Source organism: Pseudotabrizicola algicola (assembly GCF_010915705.1).
In the GTDB taxonomy this organism is placed as follows: domain Bacteria; phylum Pseudomonadota; class Alphaproteobacteria; order Rhodobacterales; family Rhodobacteraceae; genus Pseudotabrizicola; species Pseudotabrizicola algicola.
In genome coordinates this window covers 278,223-300,656 of record NZ_JAAIKE010000002.1, presented here as the reverse complement: position 1 = coordinate 300,656, position 22,434 = coordinate 278,223, and the positions used below count along the sequence as shown (strand labels likewise).

At 66.8% G+C, this 22,434-nt stretch carries 15 protein-coding genes; 8 read left to right on the top strand and 7 right to left on the bottom strand.

All coding sequences use genetic code 11. The annotated features are described in order from the left end of the window. The first annotated feature begins 24 nt into the window (after window positions 1-24). Together serA and G3572_RS07995 are read left to right on the top strand one after the other, a co-directional pair. Complete coding sequence (gene serA / locus G3572_RS08000; protein ID WP_164610568.1) at window positions 25-1,620, top strand: phosphoglycerate dehydrogenase; 1,596 nt, start codon at window positions 25-27, stop codon at window positions 1,618-1,620. A gap of 105 nt (window positions 1,621-1,725) precedes the next feature. After that, complete coding sequence (locus tag G3572_RS07995) at window positions 1,726-2,466, top strand: metallophosphoesterase (protein ID WP_164610566.1); 741 nt, start codon at window positions 1,726-1,728, stop codon at window positions 2,464-2,466. Here G3572_RS07995 and G3572_RS07990 read toward each other — a convergent pair. Together G3572_RS07990 and G3572_RS07985 are read right to left on the bottom strand one after the other, a co-directional pair. Beyond that, on the bottom strand, window positions 2,463-2,669 hold the full coding sequence (locus G3572_RS07990; protein ID WP_164610564.1) for a hypothetical protein: 207 nt from the start codon (window positions 2,667-2,669) through the stop codon (window positions 2,463-2,465). The two genes, G3572_RS07995 and G3572_RS07990, sit on opposite strands and share 4 nt — an antisense overlap. 14 nt (window positions 2,670-2,683) lie before the next feature. Continuing rightward, the gene (locus tag G3572_RS07985; protein WP_164610562.1) at window positions 2,684-3,859 is read right to left on the bottom strand and encodes an MFS transporter; all 1,176 of its coding nucleotides are present in this window, start codon (window positions 3,857-3,859) and stop codon (window positions 2,684-2,686) included. A gap of 70 nt (window positions 3,860-3,929) precedes the next feature. On the opposite strand from G3572_RS07985, the gene bktB reads away from it, so the two are divergent. Beyond that, window positions 3,930-5,108 carry a beta-ketothiolase BktB gene (gene bktB / locus G3572_RS07980; RefSeq protein WP_164610560.1) on the top strand — a complete coding sequence of 393 codons (1,179 nt, stop codon included), beginning with the start codon at window positions 3,930-3,932 and terminating at the stop codon, window positions 5,106-5,108. On the opposite strand, the gene pbpC is transcribed toward bktB, so the two are convergent. Both pbpC and G3572_RS07970 read right to left on the bottom strand, forming a co-directional pair. Continuing rightward, on the bottom strand, window positions 5,105-7,144 hold the full coding sequence (gene pbpC, locus G3572_RS07975; RefSeq protein ID WP_164610558.1) for a penicillin-binding protein 1C: 2,040 nt from the start codon (window positions 7,142-7,144) through the stop codon (window positions 5,105-5,107). The genes bktB and pbpC overlap by 4 nt on opposite strands. Continuing rightward, entirely contained in the window at window positions 7,141-12,579 is a 5,439-nt protein-coding gene (locus tag G3572_RS07970) for an alpha-2-macroglobulin family protein (RefSeq protein ID WP_164610556.1), read from the bottom strand. The genes pbpC and G3572_RS07970 overlap by 4 nt, the downstream gene beginning before the upstream one ends. Window positions 12,580-12,747: 168 nt before the next feature. Between G3572_RS07970 and G3572_RS07965 the strand changes: the two genes are divergently transcribed. After that, complete coding sequence (locus G3572_RS07965) at window positions 12,748-15,273, top strand: response regulator (RefSeq protein ID WP_164610554.1); 2,526 nt, start codon at window positions 12,748-12,750, stop codon at window positions 15,271-15,273. Here the strand turns inward: G3572_RS07965 and yaaA are convergent. The 3 genes from yaaA to G3572_RS07950 form a co-directional block, all read right to left on the bottom strand. Beyond that, window positions 15,270-16,064 (bottom strand): peroxide stress protein YaaA, encoded by a 795-nt coding sequence (yaaA, locus tag G3572_RS07960; RefSeq protein WP_164610552.1) that lies wholly within the window; start codon window positions 16,062-16,064, stop codon window positions 15,270-15,272. The two genes, G3572_RS07965 and yaaA, sit on opposite strands and share 4 nt — an antisense overlap. A gap of 62 nt (window positions 16,065-16,126) precedes the next feature. Next, window positions 16,127-18,169: a DNA helicase RecQ gene (recQ, locus tag G3572_RS07955; RefSeq protein WP_164610550.1), complete on the bottom strand. Its 2,043-nt coding sequence runs from the start codon at window positions 18,167-18,169 to the stop codon at window positions 16,127-16,129. 13 nt (window positions 18,170-18,182) lie between these two features. Then, complete coding sequence (locus tag G3572_RS07950) at window positions 18,183-18,470, bottom strand: YggT family protein (RefSeq protein ID WP_100196368.1); 288 nt, start codon at window positions 18,468-18,470, stop codon at window positions 18,183-18,185. Between the two features lie 168 nt (window positions 18,471-18,638). Here G3572_RS07950 and G3572_RS07945 point away from each other — a divergent pair, with 168 nt between their 5' ends. The 4 genes from G3572_RS07945 (at window position 18,639) to G3572_RS07930 (ending at window position 22,423) form a co-directional block, all read left to right on the top strand. Beyond that, a complete protein-coding gene (locus tag G3572_RS07945; RefSeq protein ID WP_164610548.1) occupies window positions 18,639-19,184 on the top strand; it encodes an acyl-CoA thioesterase in 546 nt (181 codons plus the stop codon). Window positions 19,185-19,275: 91 nt separating this feature from the next. Next, on the top strand, window positions 19,276-20,607 hold the full coding sequence (locus G3572_RS07940) for an MFS transporter (RefSeq protein ID WP_164610546.1): 1,332 nt from the start codon (window positions 19,276-19,278) through the stop codon (window positions 20,605-20,607). Continuing rightward, window positions 20,604-21,509, top strand: a complete 906-nt coding sequence (gene mepA / locus G3572_RS07935; protein WP_164610544.1) for a penicillin-insensitive murein endopeptidase — start codon at window positions 20,604-20,606, stop codon at window positions 21,507-21,509. The genes G3572_RS07940 and mepA overlap by 4 nt, the downstream gene beginning before the upstream one ends. Then, entirely contained in the window at window positions 21,482-22,423 is a 942-nt protein-coding gene (locus G3572_RS07930; RefSeq protein ID WP_164610542.1) for an esterase-like activity of phytase family protein, read from the top strand. The genes mepA and G3572_RS07930 overlap by 28 nt, the downstream gene beginning before the upstream one ends. Window positions 22,424-22,434: the final 11 nt, after the last annotated feature.

Here is a 22,434-nt window from a genome sequence, read left to right as displayed (position 1 = left end):
CACAGATTTTCCAAGGATATCCTCATGGCCCCCAAGGTTCTCGTTTCCGACGAACTCTCCGAAACCGCTGTCCAGATCTTCCGCGATCGCGGCATTGACGTCGACTACATGCCCAAGCTTGGCAAGGACAAGGATGCGCTGCTGGCGGTGATCGACCAGTATGACGGTCTGGCGATCCGCTCGGCCACCAAGGCCACCGAAAAGCTGCTGGCTGCGGCAACCCGCCTGAAGGTGATCGGTCGCGCCGGAATCGGCGTCGACAATGTCGATATTCCGGCGGCGTCCAAGAAGGGCATCATCGTGATGAACACGCCCTTCGGCAATTCGATCACCACGGCCGAGCATACCATCGCGATGATGTTCGCGGTGGCGCGGCAATTGCCCGAGGCCAGCGCCTCGACCCATGCCGGCAAATGGGAAAAGTCCCGCTTCATGGGGGTGGAGCTGTTCAACAAGACGCTGGGCGTGATCGGTGCGGGAAACATCGGCGGCATCGTCTGCGACCGCGCCCTTGGCCTGCACATGAAGGTGGTGGCCTATGATCCCTTCCTGTCGGAAGAGCGGGCGGTGCAGCTGGGTGTCACCAAGGTGGAGCTGGACGAATTGCTGGCCCGCGCCGATTTCATCACCATGCATGTGCCGCTGACCGACAAGACCCGCAACATCCTGAGCCGCGAGAACCTTGCCAAGACCAAGAAGGGCGTGCGCATCATCAACTGTGCGCGCGGCGGCCTGATCGACGAGGCAGCACTGGCCGATGCGCTGAAATCCGGCCATGTCGCGGGCGCGGCGCTCGATGTGTTCGAGGTGGAACCGGCGGTGGACTCGCCGCTGTTCAACCTGCCCAACGTGGTCGTCACCCCGCATCTGGGCGCCTCGACCACCGAAGCGCAGGAGAACGTGGCGCTGCAGGTGGCCGAGCAGATGTCCGATTATCTGCTGACGGGCGCTGTGTCGAACGCGCTGAACATGCCCTCCGTCACCGCCGAAGAGGCCGCCGTGATGGGCCCGTGGATCAAGCTTGCCGGCCATCTGGGGGCCTTCATCGGGCAGATGACGGATGAGCCGATCAAGGCCATCAACATCCTCTATGACGGTTCGGTCACCCAGATGAACCTTGCCGCGCTGAACTGCGCCGCCATCGCGGGCGTGATGAAGGCGCAGAACCCCGATGTGAACCTCGTCTCCGCCCCCATCGTGGCCAAGGAACGCGGCATCCAGGTCTCCACCACACGTCAGGACAAATCCGGCGTGTTCGATGCCTACATCAAGGTGACGATGGTCACGGAAAAGCGCGAGCGCTCCATCGCCGGCACCTGCTTCTCGGATGGCAAGCCGCGCTTCATCCAGATCAAGGGCATCAACATCGACGCCGAGGTGGGCGAGCACATGCTCTACACCACCAACGAGGACGTGCCGGGCATCATCGGCCTGCTGGGCATGACGCTGGGCAAGAACGGCGTCAACATCGCCAACTTCACCCTTGGCCGCTCGGCCATCGGGCAGGATGCCATCGCGCTCCTCTACCTTGACCAGCCGATCAACCCCAAGGTGGTGGAGACGCTGAACAACACCGGCATGTTCCTGCAAGTCAAACCGCTGGTGTTCGAAGGCGCCTGACCCGAAGAGCAGCGAAAGGCGCGGCTTGCCCTTTCATCTGTTCCTAAATATCCCGGGGGTCCGGGGGCAGCGCCCCCGGGCTTTCCGCAGTCGAAAGGCCCGACCATGCAGACCTATGCCATCGGCGACATTCACGGCCATTTCGATCTTCTGCGCGGCGTGCATGATCTGATCGCCGATGACATGGCCCGTCATGGCGCAGGGCAGGTGGTGCATGTGGGCGATCTGGTCGACCGTGGTCCGGCCAGTGCCGCTGTGGTGGAGTACCTTCGCTGCGGTATCGAGGCGGGGCAGGACTGGGTGGTCCTGCGCAGCAATCACGACCGTCTGTTCACGACCTTCATGGCCGATCCTGCCTTGCGTGATCCCTGCCTGCGCGCGGATCTGAGCTGGCTGCACCCCAAGATCGGCGGAGCCGAGACGCTGCGCTCATACGGGGTGCGCAGTGCGGGGGATCGTCCGATAGAGAAGGTCCATGCCGATGCGCGGGGTCTGGTGCCGCAGGCCGATGTGGAGTTCCTGAACAGCCGCCCTGCCTGGCACAGGGCCAACGGGGTGATCTTCGTGCATGCCGGGGTGCGTCCGGGCATTGCCATCGAACACCAGTCCGAGGATGACCTGTGCTGGATCCGTGCGGGGTTTCTCGACCATGATGGCCCGTTCGAGGCACTGATCGTGCATGGGCATACCGCCATCGACGTGCCGACGCATTACGGCAACCGCGTCAACATCGACAGTTCGGCAGCCTATGGCGGGCCGCTGTCGGTGGTGGTGATCGAGGAGGGCGAGGTGTTTCACCTGACCACTGCGGGACGCGTGCCTTTGCAGCCGCCGCAAGCGGGTTAACGGAGAAGGCCGCGCAGGGCGCCGATGGCCGAGACGCCGAAGAACAGGCCCGCGAAACCCACCACCTCGACCAGTCCGGGGCCTTCGGGCCAGCCTTGCAGGGCGATTGACCCGCCCAGCATTGCCAGACCCACACCCGAGATCGCCAGCCGGATCAGGTATTCGCCGCGCGTCGGGCCATATTTCGGAGCGGGTTTTGCCATACCGCCAGACTGGCCTAGCGGCGCAATTCTGGCAAGCGCAGATAGAGCTGCAGACCCAGCACGGCGCAAAGCGCCGCGACGGTGGCGATCACCACAAAAAATCCGCTGCCGCCGAGCGGGCCAAGCAGCGGGGCCAGCACCACGGGTGCGGTGATGCCGCCGACCAGACCTGCGGCGATGATGGTGGGCGCGGTGCGCGGATCATCCCCCATGCGCAGACTGGCCGCGACGTAGAAGCCGGGGAAGAACAGCCCTGCGGGCAGGCCCATCGCCACGAAGAACAGGCCGGGGCTGACCCATGCCGCCAGCGCCGCCATGACCGCCACCGCCGTCATCGCTCCTACATAGAGCAGGAAGGGCGCGACCAGATGGGCGGTGAAGATCAGCAGCGTCCGCGCGCCGAGGAAGGCCACGAAGAAGCCGCTGAGCAGTTGGGCGGCGGTCGCCTCGGGCAGGCCCGCGCCGATCAGGGCGCTGGGGCCGAGGCCGATCAGCGTCGCCTCGATCCCGATGCCGGCGACGGCGAAAAGCTGGAACGACAGCATCGGGCGGAAGGGGCCGGTGCTGCCCGGCGCGGGTGGCGGTGCGGCCTTGCCTGCGGGGCCTGCGCCGAGCCAGATCAGCAGCGCAAGGCCCGCGACAAGACCATAGGCCAGCGTGGGCTGCGAGCCGATCCAGACGAAGATCAGGGGCGCGGCAATGGCCCCGATGCCGAAGCTGGCGTTCACGAGGCTGACCATCGCGGTGCCGCGCGCGCCGAAGGCGCGCAGGATGCGCGGGTTGAATACCACGGTGGCAAGACCATAGCCGGTGCCGAAGACGAGCGCGCCCGCAAAGGTTGCCGCCACGCCCAGACCTGCGGCGATGGCAGCAGCCCCTGCCGCCATCAGCGCGACCGTGTGGCGCGGCGAGATGCGGGTGCCCCAGCGATACATCATCGCCACGCCCACCGCGCAGCCGACCCAATGGGCCGAGACGAGCCATCCTGCCTGCGCCGCGCTGAGCGCAAGGTTGCGGCCAAAGGCGGGCAGCGCCGGACCGTAAAGCGACTGGCCGGCCCCCATCATGATGAAGGTGGCGATGCCCACCAGCAGAAGGCTGAGGCTGGCGCGGGCGGGGTTCGACATTCTGTCCTCGGGCTTGGGGTGCGGCTGGCCGCTCTCCATCTCGCGGGCGCGGGGCGGTGTCAATCGACGTTGCGTCGGACTTTCCCCGCGATGTGGAAAGTCGTTAGGATTGCCTGAATTTCAGGAGGTTCTTATGCCCAGCGACTCGCATGATGTTTTCATTCTGTCTGCCACCCGCTCTGCGATTGGCGGTTTCGGCGGTTCCCTCGCGGCGGTGCCGCCGATCGAGGTGGCGGCGCAGGTGATGACGGCGGCGCTGGCGCAGGCGGGGGTTGCGGGCGCGCAGGTGGGCCATGTGGTGATGGGCCATGTCATCAACACAGAGCCGCGCGACATGTATCTGAGCCGGGTGGCCGCGATGCAGGCCGGTGTGCCGGAAACCGTGCCTGCGATGAATGTCAACCGGTTGTGCGGGTCGGGCGCGCAGGCGGTGGTGTCGGCGGTGCAGGCGCTGATGCTGGGGGATTGCGCGGTGGCGATCGCGGGCGGCGCGGAAAGCATGAGCCGGTCGCCCTACATCCTGCCCGCCGCGCGCTTTGGCCAGAAGATGGGGGATACCCGCGCGCTGGACATGATGACGGGCGCGCTGACCTGCCCCTTTGGCACCGGCCATATGGGAGTGACGGCGGAGAACGTCGCGGCGCAGTTCGGCATCAGCCGCGCGGCGCAGGATGCCTTTGCGCTGGAAAGCCAGAAGCGGGCGGCGCGCGCCATCGAGGCGGGGCTGTTCGCGGCGCAGATCACCCCGATCACGGTCGAGACGCGCAAGGGACCGGTGCAGTTTGCGGTGGACGAGCATCCCAAGGCGACCTCGCTCGACGCCCTGTCGGGGTTGAAGCCGGTGTTCCAGAAAGACGGCACGGTGACGGCGGGCAATGCCAGCGGCATCAATGATGGCGCTGCGGCGCTGGTCTTGTCGCGCGGTGTGCCGTCGGGGGCGACGGCGCGGGCGCGGGTGATGGGCTATGCCCATGCGGGGGTCGACCCCAAGGTGATGGGCATCGGCCCCGTGCCTGCGGTCGAGGCGCTGTGTGCCAAGCTGGGGATGAAGCCTGCCGATTTCGATCTGGTGGAGTCGAACGAAGCCTTTGCCGCGCAGGCGATTGCGGTGAACCGTGAGCTTGGGCTTGATCCGTCGCGGGTGAACCCGAACGGCGGCGCGATTGCGCTGGGCCATCCGGTGGGAGCGACGGGGACGATCCTTGTGGTGAAGGCGCTGCACGAACTGGAGCGCACGGGCGCGCGCACGGCCTTGATCACCATGTGCATCGGTGGCGGACAGGGTATCGCGCTGGCCATCGAGCGGGTCTAGCGCAGGCGCACCTTTGCGCGGGCCGAGCGGCCCTCTGCGTCGATCACCGACAGGCTGACAAATCCGGTGCCGGGCAGGGTCAGGAGCGCGCTGCGGGCGCGGTCCTGCACCACGACCGGCACGCCATCGGCCAGCCATGTGAAGGGCGCGGTGCCGCCCGCGACCTTGACCAGCAGCGCCCCATCCAGAAGCTCCACCTCGGCCCCGTCGGGCGGGAAGGCGATGCCGGGGGCATTGGCATCGGCGGTGAGCGTATCGCGCGGGCGGAAGCGTTGCAGCGGTTGCGGCAGCTGTGTGTTGGACACCAGAAGCGTGGCAGGCGGCGCGGGCGGCTGCGGCTCCAGCCGGGGCGCGATGCGGGCGAAGGCCTGAAACAGCACCGGCGCGGCAATGTCGGCCCCGAAGGCACCCGGCACGGGCGTGCCATCGGCGCGGCCCAGCCAGACGCCCACCACATGCCGCCCGTCATAGCCGATGGCCCATGTGTCGCGGTGGCCATAGCTGGTGCCGGTCTTGTAGGCGAGCCGGTTGGCGGGCGCGCCGGGGGGCGGGGCGAGGCCCTCGAGGATATCACCGATCTGCCATGCGGCGGGGGCGGAGAGCAGGCGCTGGCCTTCGGCGCGGGTGCCGTCCTTGTGCCATGTCAGCGGCAGGGCCACGCCGCCCCGCGCGATGGCGGCGTAAAGCTGCACCATATCGGTGAGGCTGATGCCGATGCCGCCCAAACCGATGGCAAGGCCGGGTTGGCCGCCGGGGATGACGGCGCGGATGGCGGCCTTGTCAAAGGCGGCCAGCAGGCGGGGCGGCCCCATCGCATCGAGCAGTTGCACCACTGGCAGGTTCAGCGAGAGTTGCAACGCGTCGCGCACCCGGACGGTGCCGCGAAACTGGCGGTCGAAGTTCTGCGGGGCATAGGTGCCAAAGCGCTGCGGGCGGTCCTCGATCAGCGTTTCGGGATGGGCGAGGCCTTGGTCGAAGGCGAGGCCATAGATCAGCGGTTTCAGGGTGGAACCGGGGCTGCGCAGGGCGGTGGTCATGTCGACGAAGCCCGCACGCTGGTCGGCGGCAAAGGCGGCGGAGCCGACCGAGGCAAGGATTTCGCCCGAGCGGTGGTCGGCGGCGACGATGGCGATCTGCACCCGCTCGCCTTGGGTGGCGATCACGTCGCGGGCGAGGGATTCGAGGCTGCGTTGCAGGCTGGCCCTGAGCGTCAGTTGGTGGTGCCGCGCGGTCGGGTTCTCGCTGCGGGCGCGGTCGGCGAGATGGGGGGCGAGCGCGGGGAAGGGCAGACGGGCGTGTGGCACGGGTTCGGTCAGCGCGCCTTGGGCCTGATCGGGCGGCAGGATGCCATCGCGCAGGGCGCGGGCCAGCACCCGTTCGCGCGCGGCCACGGCGCGGGCATGGGCGCGGTCAGGGCGGCGCGATTCTGGCGCTTGCGGGATGGCGACCAAGAGCGCGGCCTGCGCGGGCGTCAGGCGGCGGGGTTCCTTGCCGAAATAGGCGAAGGAGGCGGCGCGCACGCCCTCGAGATTGCCGCCGAAGGGGGCGAGGTGCATGTAGAGTTGCAGGATCTGATCCTTGCCCAGCCGCCGCTCCAGCGCCCAAGCGACGCGCATCTGGCGCAGCTTGCCGCCCATCGCGCCGGTGCCGGAGTCTTCCAGCAGGCGCGCCACCTGCATGGTGAGGGTGGAGCCGCCCGAGATGACGCGGCCGTTGCGCAGGGCCTGCACCACCGCGCGGGCCATCGCGCGCAGATCGACCCCCGCGTGGTCGTAGAACCGCTTGTCCTCATAGGCGATGAGCATGGCGCGGTAGTCTTCATCGACCTGCGAAAGGTCTACCGCCATGCGCCAGCGGCCATCGGCCACGGTATAGGCGCGCAGGAGCGTGCCATCACGGTCGGCCACCTCGGTCGAGGTGTCGAGGGCGAGCGGCGGCAGGGTGGTGGCCTTCACCCAGTCGTCAAAGCTGTCGCGGGCCAGTCCGGTGAGGAACAGGCCCGCGGCAAGGGCAAAGGCGATGCGGGCGCGCATCACTCGGCAATCGTGACGCGGCCTGTTTCCGAACGGGCGCGGAAGGACGGCCGATACATGTCTTCGACCGAGGCGGCGGGGTGGTGGAAGTCGCCCGGAGAGATGGCGCGGACGATATAGGCCAGCCGGAAGGCATCGGCATTCGTGCGGTCGATGGCGGTGAGGAAACGGTCTTGCCGGAACTCGCTATGCGCCACCTCTGACTCAAGGTTCAGCCATTCGAGGTTGGTAATCGCCCCGCCCGTGATGAGGTTGGGGTTGTCGATCTCGAAACCGGCGGGCAGGGGGTCGGCCACCATCAGCCGTGCCTCGCCGGTGCCGAAGGGCGTCACCTCCAGCACGGTAACCAGACGGTCGCCGGTGCGGACGCTGTCGAGCGTGGCGGGCTCGCCTTCCAGCGTGTAGTAGCTGCGCGTGATGGCATAGCCGTTGCCGCCTGCGGGTTCGGGTTCGGTGGGCGTGCCATAGGCGGTGAGGGTGAGGATCGTCTCGGCCCCGCTGTTTTGCACGGTGACGGGGCCGCTGCCCGCGGTCAGCACCTTGACCAGCGCGCCGGTGGCGGGCGTGCCGTTCAGGGTGATGCCGTCAAGGCCGGGGCGGTCGATCAGGGCGCTGGTGGCCATCAGCGCCCATGTGGCCTCTTGGGTGGAGAGGGGGGCGGTGTTGCCCGAGATTCGCTGGATCAGCGCGTCACGGTTGATGGCTTCGGTGCCTGCATCCACCGCCAGCGTCAGGATGGCGGCGGCGTCGCGGAAGTTGGTGCCGTAATCGGTGCGGAGGCTCTGTTCGGTTTCGCTGCGGCCGAGTTCGAGCAGGCGGGCGCCTGCGCGGCGGAACATGGCATCGGCACGGGGTTGGTCGCCATAGCTGGCAAGCGCCGCGCCCAGTTGCGCCTGCGCGAGGGCGGTGGCAAAGGCATCGCCCTTGACGTCGGCATAATAGCGCAGATCGCCGATGGCGGCGGCCCCTTCGCGGGCCAGCACCATGAGCGCATAGGCCAGCGCCTCGCCGCCGCCGTTGGAATTGGCGTCGAAGTCGGGGGCGTAATTCACCTGATTGCGCAGGGAATCGAGCGCGGCGCGGAAGGCCTGGTCGGGCACGGCATGGCCTTGCGCGCGGGCGCGGCTGAGGAAATCGGTGACAAAGGCGGTGAGCCAGAGATCACCACCGCCGGGGGACCAGAGGCCAAAGCTGCCATCGGCGCCCTGGTTCGTCAGGATTTCGGCCACCGCCTGTTCGATGCGCGCGCGGATGTTGTCCGCGCCTTGCAGGTCCATCGCCTGCGCGACCTGATCGAAGTAGAGGAGCGGCAGGGCCTTGGAGGTGATCTGCTCGGTGCAGCCATAGGGGTAACGGTCGAGCGCGGCCAGCAGGCCGGGCGCGTCCATCTGCGCGAGGGGGCCGATGGCCATGCTGGCCTTGGCCGATGCCAGCGACAGGCCCGCGAAGATGGTGTCATCGAGGGCAAGCGTCTGGCCTTGGGCAAGCGTAAGGCGGGTGGTGCGCGCGACCTCGGGGTCGTTGGCCTGCACGGGGAGGGTGAGGGTTTTCACCAGTTGCTTGCCGTCGGGCGTGGTGAGGTTGACGGTGAGGGTGTGAAGGCCTGCCTCGCCCGCCGTGACGGGGATGGCAAAGACGGTTTTCGCCTGATCGCCAAGGTCAAAGCCCGAGGGGACCGCGCCGAGGGTGAGGCCGCTGGCGGTCACATCAAGGCCCATGCGACCCGAGGGGCCGGTGGCGTGGACGATTTCCAAGAGCATCCGGCTGGAGTCGCCGGGGGCCATGAAGCGGGGCAGGCTGGCGGTGACGACGACGGGGTCGCGCACCAGCACATCGGCATTGGCCTGACCCACGGCCTTGGCTGACCATGCCACGGCCATGATCTTCACGCTGCCGTTGAAGGAGGGCAGGGTGAAGGTGGTGCGGGCGTAGCCATCGGCATCGACTTGCACGGGGCCGGTGAAATAGGCGACGAGTTCTTCGGTGGGGGGCGGGGCTTGCAGGCGGGCCTGCGCGCCCGCGTCACCGCCGGAGCGGACGGTGCCTTGCGCGCCGTTCAGCCCGTCGATCAGGCGGCCATAGACATCGCGGATGCCGACCCCCAGCTTGCGCTGGCCGAAGTAATGCGCCGAAGGATCGGGCGGGGTGAAGGCGGTGAGGTTCAGGATGCCCTGATCCACCGCCGCGATGGTGACCCATGCGGGCTCGCCGGGCGCAAGGTTTGCGACATTGATCGCCACGTCGAGCGGGGCGCGGGGAGTGGCCTCGATCACGGTTTCCACCGTCACGTCGAGCTTGCGTGCGCCGGGGTCGACGGCCGCATGGGCCAGACCCAGCGCGCGGGCGGGGTTGCGGCCTGCGGCGACATCCATCGGGCGCAGGACGGACGCGGTGACATAGACGCCCGCGCCCCAGTCATCGGTGACGGGCAGGGAGATGAGGTTTTCACCCTCGCTCACCTCGACCGCCTGCATGGCGATCAGGCGGTTCGACAGCACGGTGACAAGCGCGGTGCCAGCGGCACGCGGCACGATGCGCAAGGTGGCGGTGTCGCCGGATTTGTAGGCCGGTTTGTCGAGCGAGAGGTCCAGCGTGTCTGGTGTCGAGGACACATCGGCGGGGGCATACCAGCCCGCGTAGAAGGTGGTAGAGGTGACCGCGCCGGTGGCGGAGGTCACCCGCAGTTCATATTCGCCCCATTGCACGGGCGCGGCGATTTCCACCGCTTGCGGGCCAAGTTGCGCCGTGCCTTCGGCGGCAATGGTGCGGGTGATGACGGGTTCCCAGTTCCACGCGCCATAGCTTTGATACCATTGGTAATTCGTCTCGATCCGGGTGATCTGCCAGTCGACATCCATCGCGGCGGATTTGCCATTGGCGCCAAGGCCGATCAGGTTGAAGCGCGCCTCGGTGCCTTCGGCGACCACATCTTCGAACATCGGGCGGACGCCGATCATCGGGGTGGTCGGGGTCAGCAGTTTGGTCAGCTGGCGTTCCACGGGACGGCCCGAGCCTTCGGCGACGCGGACGGTGAAGCGCGCCTCCAGCGGTTGCCTGGGGGCCTCGGCCTCGGGCAGCAGCGGGGAGATCAGGGCAAGACCGGCGGCATCGGTGCGGTCGCCGCCAAAGGTTTCCATGCGCGCGCCAAAGGGTTCGTCATGCGGGCCAAAGACATAGCCTGCAAAGCCCTCGATCTGCGAGGCGGCGCGCAAGAGCACTTCCCCTTCGATTGCCAGATCGGCGCCGGGGGCACCGAAGAGATAGCGGGCGTTGACGGTGATCGTGGGGATATCGCCCAGCCGCAGTTCGGGTTCGTTCAGCGTCAGGTCAAAATCGATGCGCTCGGGCAGGAAATCCTCGACCAGAAAGGTGCGGCTGGTGAGGGGTTCGGCGGCGGGGTCGGCCAGCACTTCGAGCCGCCAGACGCCGCGCGGGGCGGTGCCTGCGATGGGCAGGGCAAAGACATGGCCGCCCGCGCCGGAATCTTCGACCAAGGCACGGGAATATTCGACGCCATCGGGGCGCTTGAGCCGCGCGGTGAGCGGCAGGCCCGGCACGGCGGCGGCGGCCCCGTCGCGGGCAAGGGCGGTGGCATAGACGGTTTCACCCGCCCTGTAGGCCCCGCGATCGGTGGTCAGGAAGACATCCACCGGCGGGGCGGCGGGGCGGCCTTCGACGCCGCGATCCGACAGGTCGAATTCGGGATCGGTCAGCGACAGGAAGGCAAGGTCATCTTCGCCATTGCGCGCCACGACCAGCGCGGGGGCGGCCCCGCCGGTGCCGCGCGTCAGGCCCGCATCAAAGCGGGCATAGCCCATTGCATCGGTGGTCGCGGTGCCAAGCACCTCATTGGCGGTGGACAGAAGGTCTACCGTGGCGCCGGACAGGGCCTGCGCCGAGCCAAGGCTGCGCACGAACACATGCAGGCCATCGACCCCCGACATCGTGGTCAGCCCGAGGTCGGAGACGACAAACCACTGCCAACCCGCGGGAATGACATAGGGGTCGACACCGGGAACCGCGGCCTTGAGCGCGTAGACGCCCGCAGGCTGACCACGCAGCGCATCTGCCAAGGGCAGGCGGGTGGTGACGTCGCGGTTCACCTCCAGCCCGACTGTGGCGCTGCCCTGCCAGATCTGCGCGCCGATTTCGCCGTCGAAATAGCCTTCCTGCCAGTTGGCAATCGGCTGGCTGAAATAGCCGTTCTGGAAGGCGCGGAGGAGGTTGCGGTCGGTCACGCGGAACAGCGTCAGGTCAAGCGTGTCGGTGTTGACGGTTTCCACCGGGATGGCGGCCCCTTCACCCTTGGGCAGCACATAGGCGCGGCCCGGAAAGCGCACTCCGGCGGCGCGGTCGCGCACATAGGCGGTGATGGCGACCGATTTCGCCAGTTCCTGCCCGTCGGCAGCGGGCAGCCCTTCGCGGAAGGTCAGCGTATAGCGCGCGCCATGCGCCAGCCCTTCGACGCAGAGCTGGCGATAGCCGTCGGAGGTGACGGTCAGGCCGGGTTGCGGCAGCTGGACGAAGGTTTCGTAATCCACCCCCGCCTTGACCAGATCTTCCGAGAAGCTGGCGCAGATGCGCGGGCGCAGGGAATCGGCCTGCACGTCATGATCGGTGATGCGGAAGCCGTATTTGCCAATGGCCTCTTCCAGCGCGGCGGCGGTGTCATCACGCGGTTGCAGCGACTGGGCCAGACGCAGCGCGCCCACCATTTCACGGCCCCGTGCCAGCGTTTCGAGCGCCTCGGCCATGATGACAAGGATGCTGTGCCGCAGGGGCGCGCTTTCGGCGCGCAGATAGGCGTTGATGCTGGCCTGCAGCGCCTGTTCGCGCAGGGCGGGCTGGCCGGAGCTGTCGCGCCTGCCCGCCATCAGCGAGAGGCGGGCGTATTCGAGCCATGCCTCGGGCGTGTCGGTCTGGACGAGCGCGGCGCCCGCCGAGCGGAGGGCGGCGGGCAGGTCATTGCGGGCCTCGGCCTCGGCGGCGGCCTGCGCATGGCTGGCGGCGGCGATGTCATTGGCCGGATGGCTGCGGCCAAGGGAATCGGCCTGTGCGCGGGCGTTGCGCGTATCGTCGTCGGACAGAAAGCGCAGGTCGGGAAGGCGGGTTCTGGCACGGTCTTCCGCGCCGGTGGCGGCGGGAAGGATCTGCGCCGAGATCGCCCCCAGATAGGGGCTGGCCGCGCCCGGCCCGGCCTTGGGAAAGCAGGAGCCATTGCGCGTGTTGAAGGTGAAGGCGGTGCATTGCGCCGTGCTGAGGCAGGCGCGCTCGCAGGCTTCGAGGGTGGTGTCGAAAAGCTGCGCGATATCGCCGCCCGGCAGGTCGACATCTTGCGAGAGCACCGCCCGCTTGGGTGGCACCAAGGCGCTGTCCTGCGCGAAACCGGGCAAGGCAAAGGCCAGACTGGCCACGAGAACCGAACCGAAAAACCGCATGAGATGCCCCCCGCTTGACTGGGGCGCATGATGCGGCGGCGGGTCACACCATGCAAGCGTCGCGCGACCGCTGTCACGATTTGTCATGTTAAGGCCCCGTTCATTCTGTTGCGATTATGGTCCGGTCTTGGGTCCTGCGCAGAATGGCGGGACATGGGACGGGTCGGCATGGACATGACGGAGAAACTGGCAAAGGAACGGCGCGCCCGACTGGCGGCCGAACGTTTGCTGGAACAGAAAAGCCGTGAGCTTTTTGCCGCCAATGAAAAGCTGGCCATGCATGCGCGGCTGCTGTCCGATGAGATCGTGGTGCAACGCTCTGTCGTGCGCGAGGCGCAATCGGAGGCCGAGGCGCTGAAGGGCCAGAACGCGCGCTTTGTGACCGCGCTGGAGCAGGCGCATACGGTTGCGGTGATGGCCGAACGGCGGCTGTGGGATTCGATCGATACGATTCGTGATGGCTTTGCCGTCTTCGATTCCGGCCTGCAGATGGTGGCCGCGAATCGCGCCTATCTGGCGGCCTTTCCGGGGCTGAGCGTGGCCCCCGGCGTGACCTATGGCAGCGTGCTGCACGCGGCTGCCGCAGACGGGCTGGTGCGGCTGGAAGGCGAGGCGGCCTCTGACTGGGTGGCGCGCATGCTGTCGCGGCTGGACGCCGAGGTGATCGAGCCTGTCGTCGTGCAGATGGCCAATGGCAATTACCTGCGCCTGATGGACCGGCGGGCGCGCGATGGCGATCTGGTGACTCTGGCGATCGACATCACCGAACAGATGCGGATCTGGGCCGCGATCGAGGCGATCCCGGATGGATTTGTGCTTTTTGACAGGGAGGACAGGCTTTTGACCTGCAATCAACAGTATCGGGACATCCACCCCGAAAGCGCGGGCATCCTGCGCCCCGGTGTGACGTTCGAGGATATTCTGCGCAACGGTCTGGCGCATGGCAAATATGCCGAAGCGGTCGGGCGCGAGGCGGAATGGATGTCGGAGCGCATGGCTCTGCACCGCGCGCCGTCGTCGATCCACGAGCAGAAGATTTCCAACGGGCGGTGGCTGCGGGTGCTGGAGCAGAGCACGCCCGATGGCGGGCGGGTCGGTCTGCGCGTGGATATCACCGACTGGAAAGAGCAGCAGGCCGCGCTGGAGGCCGCCCGTGCGCAGGCCGAGGCGGCGAACCGGGCCAAATCGGCCTTTCTGGCGAACATGAGCCACGAGATCCGCACGCCGATGAATGGCGTCGTGGGCATGGCCGAATTGCTGTGCGATACCGCCCTTACCGAGGAACAGCGCCTGTTTGCCGAGACCATCCGCTCTTCGGGCGAGGCGCTTTTGGTCATCATCAATGACATACTGGATTACTCCAAGATCGAGGCGGAGCGGCTGACGCTGCACCCCGAACCCTTCGATCTGGAGCGCACCATCCATGAGGTGGCGATGCTCTTGCAGCCGCGCGCACGGGCCAAGGGGATCGACCTGATCATCGATTATGACATGTTCCTGCCCACGCGCTTTGTGGGCGATCCGGGGCGTATCCGGCAGGTGCTGACCAATCTGATGGGCAATGCGGTGAAGTTCACCGATCAGGGCCATGTTCTGGTGCGGGTGGTCGGACCCGAAGGCGCGGAAGGCGCCCAGAACCTGCATGTGACGGTCGAGGACACGGGCATCGGGATTTCGGCGGCCAATCTCGAGCATATCTTCGGCGAGTTCAATCAGGTGGACGACCAGCAGAACCGCAAGTTCGAAGGCACCGGCCTTGGCCTTGCGATCACGCGGCGGCTGATCGAGAAGATGGACGGCTCGGTCTGGGTGGACAGCGAATTGGGCAAGGGTGCCTGTTTCGGGTTCCGCGTCTGCCTGCCGGTTTCGGAAGCCGCCCCTGCGGCGCGGTTGCCGATCACATTGCGGCGGGCGCTGGTGGTAGATGACCAGTTCATCAACCGCACCATTCTGGAGCGGCAACTGACGCCGCACGGCATTGCTGTCACGCTCTGCCGCTCGGGCGCGGAGGCACTGGCCCTGCTTGCGGCCGATGCCCGCTTTGATGTGGTGCTGACCGATCATGACATGCCCGAGATGGACGGGCTGACGCTGGCGCGGCACATCCGGGCGGTGGGGCATGCAATGCCGGTTGTGATGCTGTCGTCAAACCCCGTCGTCGCGCGCGCCTCGGGAGAGGCGGGGCTGACGGCGATCTTGCAAAAGCCGCTCCTGCGCTCGGAGCTTTACCGGCATCTGCAAGAGCTTTCGGTGCAGGTGTTGCCCCCCGCCGCGCCCCCGCCCCCCAGCGGCCGGCGCAAGATGCGCGTTCTGGCGGCCGAGGACAACCGCACCAACCAGCTGGTTTTTGCCAAAATGGTCAAGGATATGGACATAGACTTGCGCTTTGCCAGCAACGGGCTTGAAGCGGTGGAGCAGTTTCAGAGCTGGAAGCCCGATCTGATCTTCATGGATATTTCCATGCCCGAGATGGATGGCCGCGAGGCGGCGCGCGCGATCCGGCTGATGGAAGAGGGCCGGAGCCGCGTGCCGATCGTCGCGCTGACCGCCCATGCGATGGAGGGGGACAGCGGGGCAATTCTGGCAGCGGGGCTGGACAAGTATCTGACCAAACCGCTGCGCAAATCGGCGATCCTCGAGGTGATGGTCGAATACTGCCCCGATGAGGCGCGCCCTTTGGGCGAGGCGGCCTAGGCTGCCTCTTGGGCGGCGGCGCTGCGCAGGAACACCATCTGCCCGTCGCCCGACAGATCGGCGCGGTGGCTGTAGCCGCCGGCGGTGAAGCCGCGCAGGTCGTCAGGGTTGATGAGCCGGTGTTCGCAGATGAAGCGCGCCATCGCGCCGCGCGCCCGCTTGGCCCAGAAGCTGACGGTCTTGGCCTGCCCGTCACGCTCTTCCAGAAAGACAGGGGTGACGACCGGCAGGCGCAGCATCGCGCGGTCCACCGCGCCGAAATACTCGATCGAGGCGCAGTTGATCAAGGCCTTGGCCTTTTGCTCGGCGGCGAGGGCGTTGAGCGATTGCGCGATGCGGGTGCCCCAGAAGGCGTAAAGATCGGCCCCGCGCGGGTTTGCCAGACGGCTGCCCATTTCAAGGCGGTAGGCCTGAATCGCATCAAACGGGCGCAAGAGGCCGTAAAGCCCCGACAGGATGCGCAGATGCCCCGCGGCCCAGTCCAGCGCCGGGGCGGGCATCGTGCGCACCTCGAGCCCCTGATAGGTATCGCCCGCAAAGCATTGCACGGCGGGGTAGATGGTTCCGGGGGCGGGCGTGGCGCTGAAGGCGGCGAAACGGTCGCGGTTCAGGCGGGCAAGCGGTTCGGAGATGTGGCTGAGCTTGCGCAGCTGATCGACCGACAGATCGCGGGCAAGGGTTGCCAGTTCCAGCGCCTCTGCCGCGAATTCCGGCTCCGTCATCTGATGGCCGTCGGGAAGGGCCTGTGGCACCTCGTTCAGCTTTTTGGCGGGGGAGATTACAGTCAGCATGGCAGGCCCTTTCTTTGGGCCGACAAGATATGGTGTGGTGCTGCCATGTCCACCCCTATGGGTCAGCCTTCGCGCAGAACCTCCAGAAAGGCGGTGCCGAAGCGTTCGATCTTGGCGGGGCCAAGATCGCCCACGCGGTCAAGGTCTGACAGCGTGGAAGGCCGCGCCTCGGCGATGCGGCGCAGGGTGCCGGGTGACAGGCTGAGCGGTTTGCCGGTGCCGTCCTCTCCGCGCAGAAGGGACAGCTGCACCTCGGCCAGCCGGTCATAGATCGGGCCGGAGGGGCGGCCGACAAGCCGCTGGCGGGCGGGGTGCAGCGGCTCTGCCGCGCCGTTGATGACCGCAAGGAATGCCGCGCCATAGCTTTCCAGCTTTTTCGCGCCAACGCCGGTGACGCCCGCCATATCATCGAGCGTGGCCGGTTTGCGTTCGGCCATTTCGATCAGCGTGCGGTCGGGAAAGACGACGTAGGCAGGCACGCCCTGCGCCTCGGCCAGCGCGCGGCGCTTGGCCTTCAGCGCCGAAAGCAGCGGCGCGTCTTCCTCGGAGACGAGGGTTTTCACCGCCACGCGGGGAATGGCAGAGGTGATGGTGTCGCGGCGCAGGGAAATGCTCGTCTCGCCGCGCAGGATCGGGCGGGCGGCATCGGTCATCCGCAGGGCGCCAAAGCGGTCGGGGTCGGGGCGGACAAGGTCGCGGCCCATCATCTGGCGGAACACCGCGCCCCATGCCGGTTTGGTCATGTCGCGCCCCACGGCGAAGGTGGGCAGTTGGTCATGCCCCTTTTCGCGCACCTTGGTGGTGGCGTTGCCGGTGAGAATGTCGATCAGGTGGCCCGCGCCGAACCATTCGCCGGTGCGCAGGATGGCCGACAGCGCCTTGCGCACGGAGTCGGTGGCGTCGAACACCTCGACCGGGCGGTCGCAGAGATCGCAGTTGCCGCAAGGGGTGGACGCCTCGCCGAAGTAGCCAAGGAGCACCTGACGGCGGCAGGCTGTCGCCTCGGCCAGACCGAGCAGGGCGTTCAGACGGCCGTGATCGGCGGCCTTGCGGTCGGGCGGGGCGGCACCTTCGTCAATCTGGGTGCGGCGCAGGCGGATATCGTCGGGGCCGTAGAGGGTGAGGGTTTCCGCCGCCGCCCCATCGCGGCCCGCGCGGCCGATTTCCTGATAATAGCCTTCGATGCTTTTGGGCAGGTCGGCGTGGGCGACCCAGCGGATATCGGGTTTGTCGATGCCCATGCCGAAGGCGATGGTGGCCACCACGATCAGCCCGTCCTCTTGCTGGAAGCGGATTTCGACGCGGCGGCGCTCCTCGGCCTCCATCCCGCCGTGATAGTGGCAGGCGGAGTGGCCCGCCTCGCGCAGGGCCTGCGCGAGCACCTCGGTGCGGGCGCGCGACGCGGTGTAGACGATGCCGGACTGGCCCTTGCGCGCGGCGGCAAAGCGCAGGATCTGCTCGCGCGGCTTGTCTTTCACCGCAAAGGCAAGGTGGATGTTCGGGCGGTCAAAGCCGCGCAGGAAGGTTTCCGGCTGGGTGCCATCGAACAGGCGGGTGACAATCTCGGCGCGGGTTTCTTCGTCGGCGGTGGCGGTGAAAGCGGCAAGCGGGACATTGAGCGCGCGGCGCAATTCGCCGATGCGCAGGTAATCGGGGCGGAAGTCATGGCCCCATTGCGACACGCAATGCGCCTCATCCACGGCGATGAGGGTGACATTGGCCCGCCGCAGGAGGGACACTGCCCCGCCAGAGGCAAGCCGCTCGGGGGCCATGTAAAGCAGTTTCAGCCGGCCATCGTCTATGGCGGCAAAGACATCTTCGGTTTCCTGATCGGTGTTGCCCGAGGTGAGCGCCCCCGCCTCGACCCCCGCCGCCCGCAGCGCGCGGACCTGATCGCGCATCAGCGCGATCAGCGGCGAGATCACCACGGTGACGCCGGAGCGGCAGAGCGCGGGCAGCTGGAAGCAGAGCGACTTGCCGCCGCCCGTGGGCATGATGGCGAGCGTATTGCGACCCGCGAGCACGGCCTGCACAATCTCTTCCTGTCCCGGACGGAAGCCGGGAAAGCCGAAGATTTCCTGCAAAAGCTGGTGCGGGTCGCGCATGGGGGCGGCGACCTTAATAGAAGGCGGCGGCGTTGTTGATCAGGATGATCCGCAGGGCGTAGATGCCGATCAGCACCACCAGCGGGGCCAGATCAAGCCCCCCCATGTTGGGCAGGAAGGCGCGGACGCGGGAATACACGGGTTCCACCAGACGGTTCAGCCCGTCCCAGATCTGGGCCACAAGCGGCTGGCGCAGGTTGAGCACCTGAAAATTGATCAGCCAGCTCATGATGATATGGGCAATGATGATCCATTGCACGATGCTGATGATCAAAAGCAGGATTTGCAGAAGCGAGGTCATGGGCGGGCCTCCTGAAGCCGTGAATGTGGTGGAGCCGTGGCGCGGCACAAAGTGTTGTGTCAGTGGTATCAACGGGGCCTGTAAAGGGCAACCGCCTTCCGCCGCGTCTTGCTTGACGTTCGGGGAAGGGCGGGGCAGGGGAGGGCGGTCAAACCGGAGTGGCTGCGCATGTACCCCTATGCCCGAATGTTCAAGGAAGTGTTCAAGTTCCGCAAGTCTCCCAAGCTGGGGCTGTTTGACACCCATGTGAGCCACCACGTCTGCTGGCCGTGGGACATTGACCCGTGGATGGAGTTGAACAACGGGAGGACGCTGACCCTGTATGATCTGGGGCGGATACCGCTGGGGCAGCGCATGGGGCTGCACAAGGTGCTGAAGGCGCGGGGCTGGGGCCTTGCGGTGGCGGGCAATTCGACACGCTATCGCAAACGGGTGAAGATGTTTCACCGGCTGGAGATGCGCACGCGGATCATCGGCTGGGATGCCCGGTTCCTGTATATCGAGCAGTCGATGTGGCGGCGTGGCGAATGCACCTCGCATATCCTGATCCGCTCGGCGGTGACGGGTGCGGGCGAGCGTGGCAAGGCGGGAATCGTGCCGCCTGCCGATATGGCGCGGGCCTTCGGCCTTTCGCCCGAAAGTCCGGCGCTGCCCGATTGGGTGACCGCGTGGATCGCCGCGGATGCCGAGCGGCCTTGGCCGCCGATGCAGTAAGGCGTGTTTGCCGGCGGGCGCGTCTTGCGCGCGGGCGGGTTTTCGGGCTTTGATCCGGCAAAGGGCCAGCAAGGCCTGTCGGGGGACCGGAATGACAGCGGCAAGCAAGCGCATCTGGGGCTGGTATTTCTTTGACTGGGCCAGCCAGCCCTATAACACGCTGCTTTTGACCTTCATTTTCGGCCCCTACGTGGTTTCGGTCATCGGCGATGGCAGCGCGGCGCAGGCGATCTGGGGCTATGGCGTCGGCACGGCGGGGTTGGTGATTGCCGTCCTGTCGCCGCTTTTGGGGGCGGTTGCGGACAAGTCTGGCGGGCGGATGGCGTTCATCTGGCTGTTTTCGGCGCTTTACGTCATCGGGGCCTGGGGGCTGTGGTATTCGGCTCCGGCGGATTTCAATGTCTGGTGGGTGATGCTGTTCTTCTGTCTCGGCCTGATCGGGATGGAATTTGCCACCACATTCACCAATGCGATGCTGCCGGACCTTTGCCCGCGCGCCGATCTGGGGCGGGTTTCGGGCAATGGATGGGCCTTTGGCTACATGGGCGGCATTGTCGCCCTGATCATCATGCTGTTGCTGCTGGCCGAGGGGGCCTCGGGGCGCACCTTGCTCGGGATTCCGCCGATCTTCGGGCTGGACCCCGAAACGCGGGAAGGCACCCGCTCTGTCGGGCCGCTGGTTGCGGTCTGGTATGCGGTGTTCATGATCCCGTTTTTCCTGTGGGTGAAAGAACCGCGCAAAGCGGATGCCTTGCCGATCGGGCAGGCGGCGCGTGCGGCTTGGCCGGAGTTGAAGCAGACGCTGGCGCGCCTGCCACGGCAGCGCAGCCTGTTTGCCTATCTGGGATCGTCGATGTTCTACCGCGATGCACTGAACGGCATGTATGTGTTCGGCGGCATCTATGCGGCGGGGGTGCTGGACTGGTCTGTCACCAATGTGGGGATTTTCGGCATTCTGGCCGCGCTGACCGGGGCAATCTTTGCGTGGCTGGGCGGCAAGATGGACAGCCGGATGGGACCGAAGCCGGTCATCATCCTGAATGTGGTTGTGCTGACGCTGGTGGCGGTGGCGGTGGTCTTTGTGAGTCGAGAGTCGGTGTTCGGGGTGCCGGTCGGGCCGGACAGCAGGCTGCCGGATGTGGCATTCTATATCCTTGGCGCGCTGATCGGGGCGGGCGGCGGATCGCTGCAATCGTCCAGCCGCACGATGATGGTGCGGCAGGCGGAGCCGGGGCGGATGACGGAAGCCTTTGGCCTCTACGCGCTCGCCGGCAAGGCGACGTCGTTCATCGCGCCGCTGTCGATCGGGGTGGTGACGGATGTAACGGGAAGCCAACAACTTGGCGTGACCCCGTTGATCGTGCTCTTCCTGATCGGGTTGATTTTGCTATTCTGGGTGAAACCAGAGGGAGAACCCGCATGATCCGACCCCTGATGCTGGCCGCAGCCCTGTGCGCGCCTGCCCTGTTTGCGGGAGCTGCCGAGGCGCAGCAACTGGCCAATCAGTTGTTTGGCGCCCATGCGTCGCCAAGCCAGCAAAAGCCGATGCCGGTGGGGTCTTATGCCAAGGGTTGCGCGGCGGGTCTGGTGGAATTGCCGGAAAGCGGGCCAAGCTGGCAGGCCATGCGGCTGTCGCGCGGGCGGAACTTTGGCCACCCCGAGATGATCAACTTTCTGGTGGACCTGAGCCGGACGGCGCAGCAGATCGGCTGGGCGGGTCTTTACATCGGCGATATCAGCCAGCCGCGCGGTGGCCCGATGACCAGTGGTCATGCCAGCCACCAGATCGGGCTGGACGCCGACATCTGGCAATTGCCGCCCGAGCGGTTGAACCTGACGCGGCGCGAGCGCGAGAATATCTCGTCGATTCCGGTGCGGTCGGCGGACCAGAAATCGGTGACGCGGAACTGGACGGCGCGGCACCACGCCATCATGCGCGCGGCGGCACTGGACCCTCGGGTGGACCGGATTTTCGTGGCGGCGGCGGTGAAGATCGAAATGTGCAAGACCGCCACGCGCGCCGATACGCCCTGGCTGCAGAAGATACGCCCTGTCGCGGGGCATGACACGCATTTCCATGTGCGGCTGAAATGCCCCAAGGGCGCGCGCCTGTGCGAGACGCAGAAGCCGACCGTGGCCGAGTTGTCGAAGGGCGGCAATGGCTGTGACGAGACGCTGACGTGGTGGGTGACCGATTATCTGAACCCGCCCAAGAGCACGACCAAGAAACCCGTGGACCCTGACGTGCCGCGCGCACGCCATCCGCGTCAATTCACAATGGCGGATTTGCCCAAACAATGCCAAGACGTTCTCGCCTCGCGGTAATCGCGACGGCGCTGGTGGTTGCCTTCGGGCTGCAAGGAAGCGCCAGCCCGAACCCGCCGCCGGGGTTTCTCGGCGCTTTCCGCTGGACGATGCCCGATACCGCTTTCGGCGGGTTTTCGGCGATTGACCTGTCGGCAGACGGCTCGCGCTTCATCGCGCTGACGGATCGCGGCAGTTTCGTGGAGGGGCGGTTGCGGCGCGGCCCGGACGGCACCATCGTGGCGGTGGAATCCGGTCCGGTGAAACGGTTGAAATCAAACAAGAACGCTCCGCTGGCGGCAGGGCGCAACGACAGCGAAGGCATCGCGGTGGCGGCCGATGGTACGGTGTATGTCTCGTTCGAAGGGGTGGCGCGGGTTCTGCGCTATCGCGATATCAACGGGGTGGCCGAAAACCTGCCGACGCCCGAGGCCTTTGCCAGCTTTCCGCGCAATGCCGCTCTGGAGGCATTGGCGATTGACGCCAAGGGCGCGCTATACACCATGCCGGAGGAGTTGCCGGGATCGAAGCGCATCCGCCTGCTGACGGGACAGCCGGGAAATGCGGGCGGGGTGGATTTTCCGATCTGGCGTTATGCCGACGGGAAATGGACGCAGCCCTTTGACCTGCCGCGGGAGGGTGTGTTTCTTCCGGTTTCGGCAGATTTCGGGCCGGATGGGCGGCTTTATGTGCTGGAACGGGCGTTTCACGGCATTACCGGATTTGCGAGCCGGGTGCGGTCTTTCAAGGTGGGGGCCAAGGCGCTGAGCGACCGGCGGCTGCACCTGCAGACTCCGACCGGCCAGCACGGCAATCTGGAGGGGCTGGCGGTGTGGCGCGATGCGGGCGGGGCCATTCGCCTGACGATGATTTCGGATGACAACTTCCTGGCCTTCATGCGCACCGAAATTGTGGAATACCGGCTGCATGATTGACAGCCGGGCCG

Bases quoted from the DNA above. Each gene is read 5' to 3' on its own strand.
- serA (WP_164610568.1), top strand. From the start codon at position 25: ATGGCCCCCAAGGTTCTCGTTTCCGACGAACTCTCCGAAACCGCTGTC.
- G3572_RS07995 (WP_164610566.1), top strand. From the start codon at position 1,726: ATGCAGACCTATGCCATCGGCGACATTCACGGCCATTTCGATCTTCTG.
- G3572_RS07990 (WP_164610564.1), bottom strand. From the start codon at position 2,669: ATGGCAAAACCCGCTCCGAAATATGGCCCGACGCGCGGCGAATACCTG.
- bktB (WP_164610560.1), top strand. From the start codon at position 3,930: ATGCCCAGCGACTCGCATGATGTTTTCATTCTGTCTGCCACCCGCTCT.
- G3572_RS07970 (WP_164610556.1), bottom strand. From the start codon at position 12,579: ATGCGGTTTTTCGGTTCGGTTCTCGTGGCCAGTCTGGCCTTTGCCTTG.
- G3572_RS07965 (WP_164610554.1), top strand. From the start codon at position 12,748: ATGGACATGACGGAGAAACTGGCAAAGGAACGGCGCGCCCGACTGGCG.
- yaaA (WP_164610552.1), bottom strand. From the start codon at position 16,064: ATGCTGACTGTAATCTCCCCCGCCAAAAAGCTGAACGAGGTGCCACAG.
- recQ (WP_164610550.1), bottom strand. From the start codon at position 18,169: ATGCGCGACCCGCACCAGCTTTTGCAGGAAATCTTCGGCTTTCCCGGC.
- G3572_RS07950 (WP_100196368.1), bottom strand. From the start codon at position 18,470: ATGACCTCGCTTCTGCAAATCCTGCTTTTGATCATCAGCATCGTGCAA.
- G3572_RS07945 (WP_164610548.1), top strand. From the start codon at position 18,639: ATGTACCCCTATGCCCGAATGTTCAAGGAAGTGTTCAAGTTCCGCAAG.
- G3572_RS07940 (WP_164610546.1), top strand. From the start codon at position 19,276: ATGACAGCGGCAAGCAAGCGCATCTGGGGCTGGTATTTCTTTGACTGG.
- mepA (WP_164610544.1), top strand. From the start codon at position 20,604: ATGATCCGACCCCTGATGCTGGCCGCAGCCCTGTGCGCGCCTGCCCTG.
- G3572_RS07930 (WP_164610542.1), top strand. From the start codon at position 21,482: ATGCCAAGACGTTCTCGCCTCGCGGTAATCGCGACGGCGCTGGTGGTT.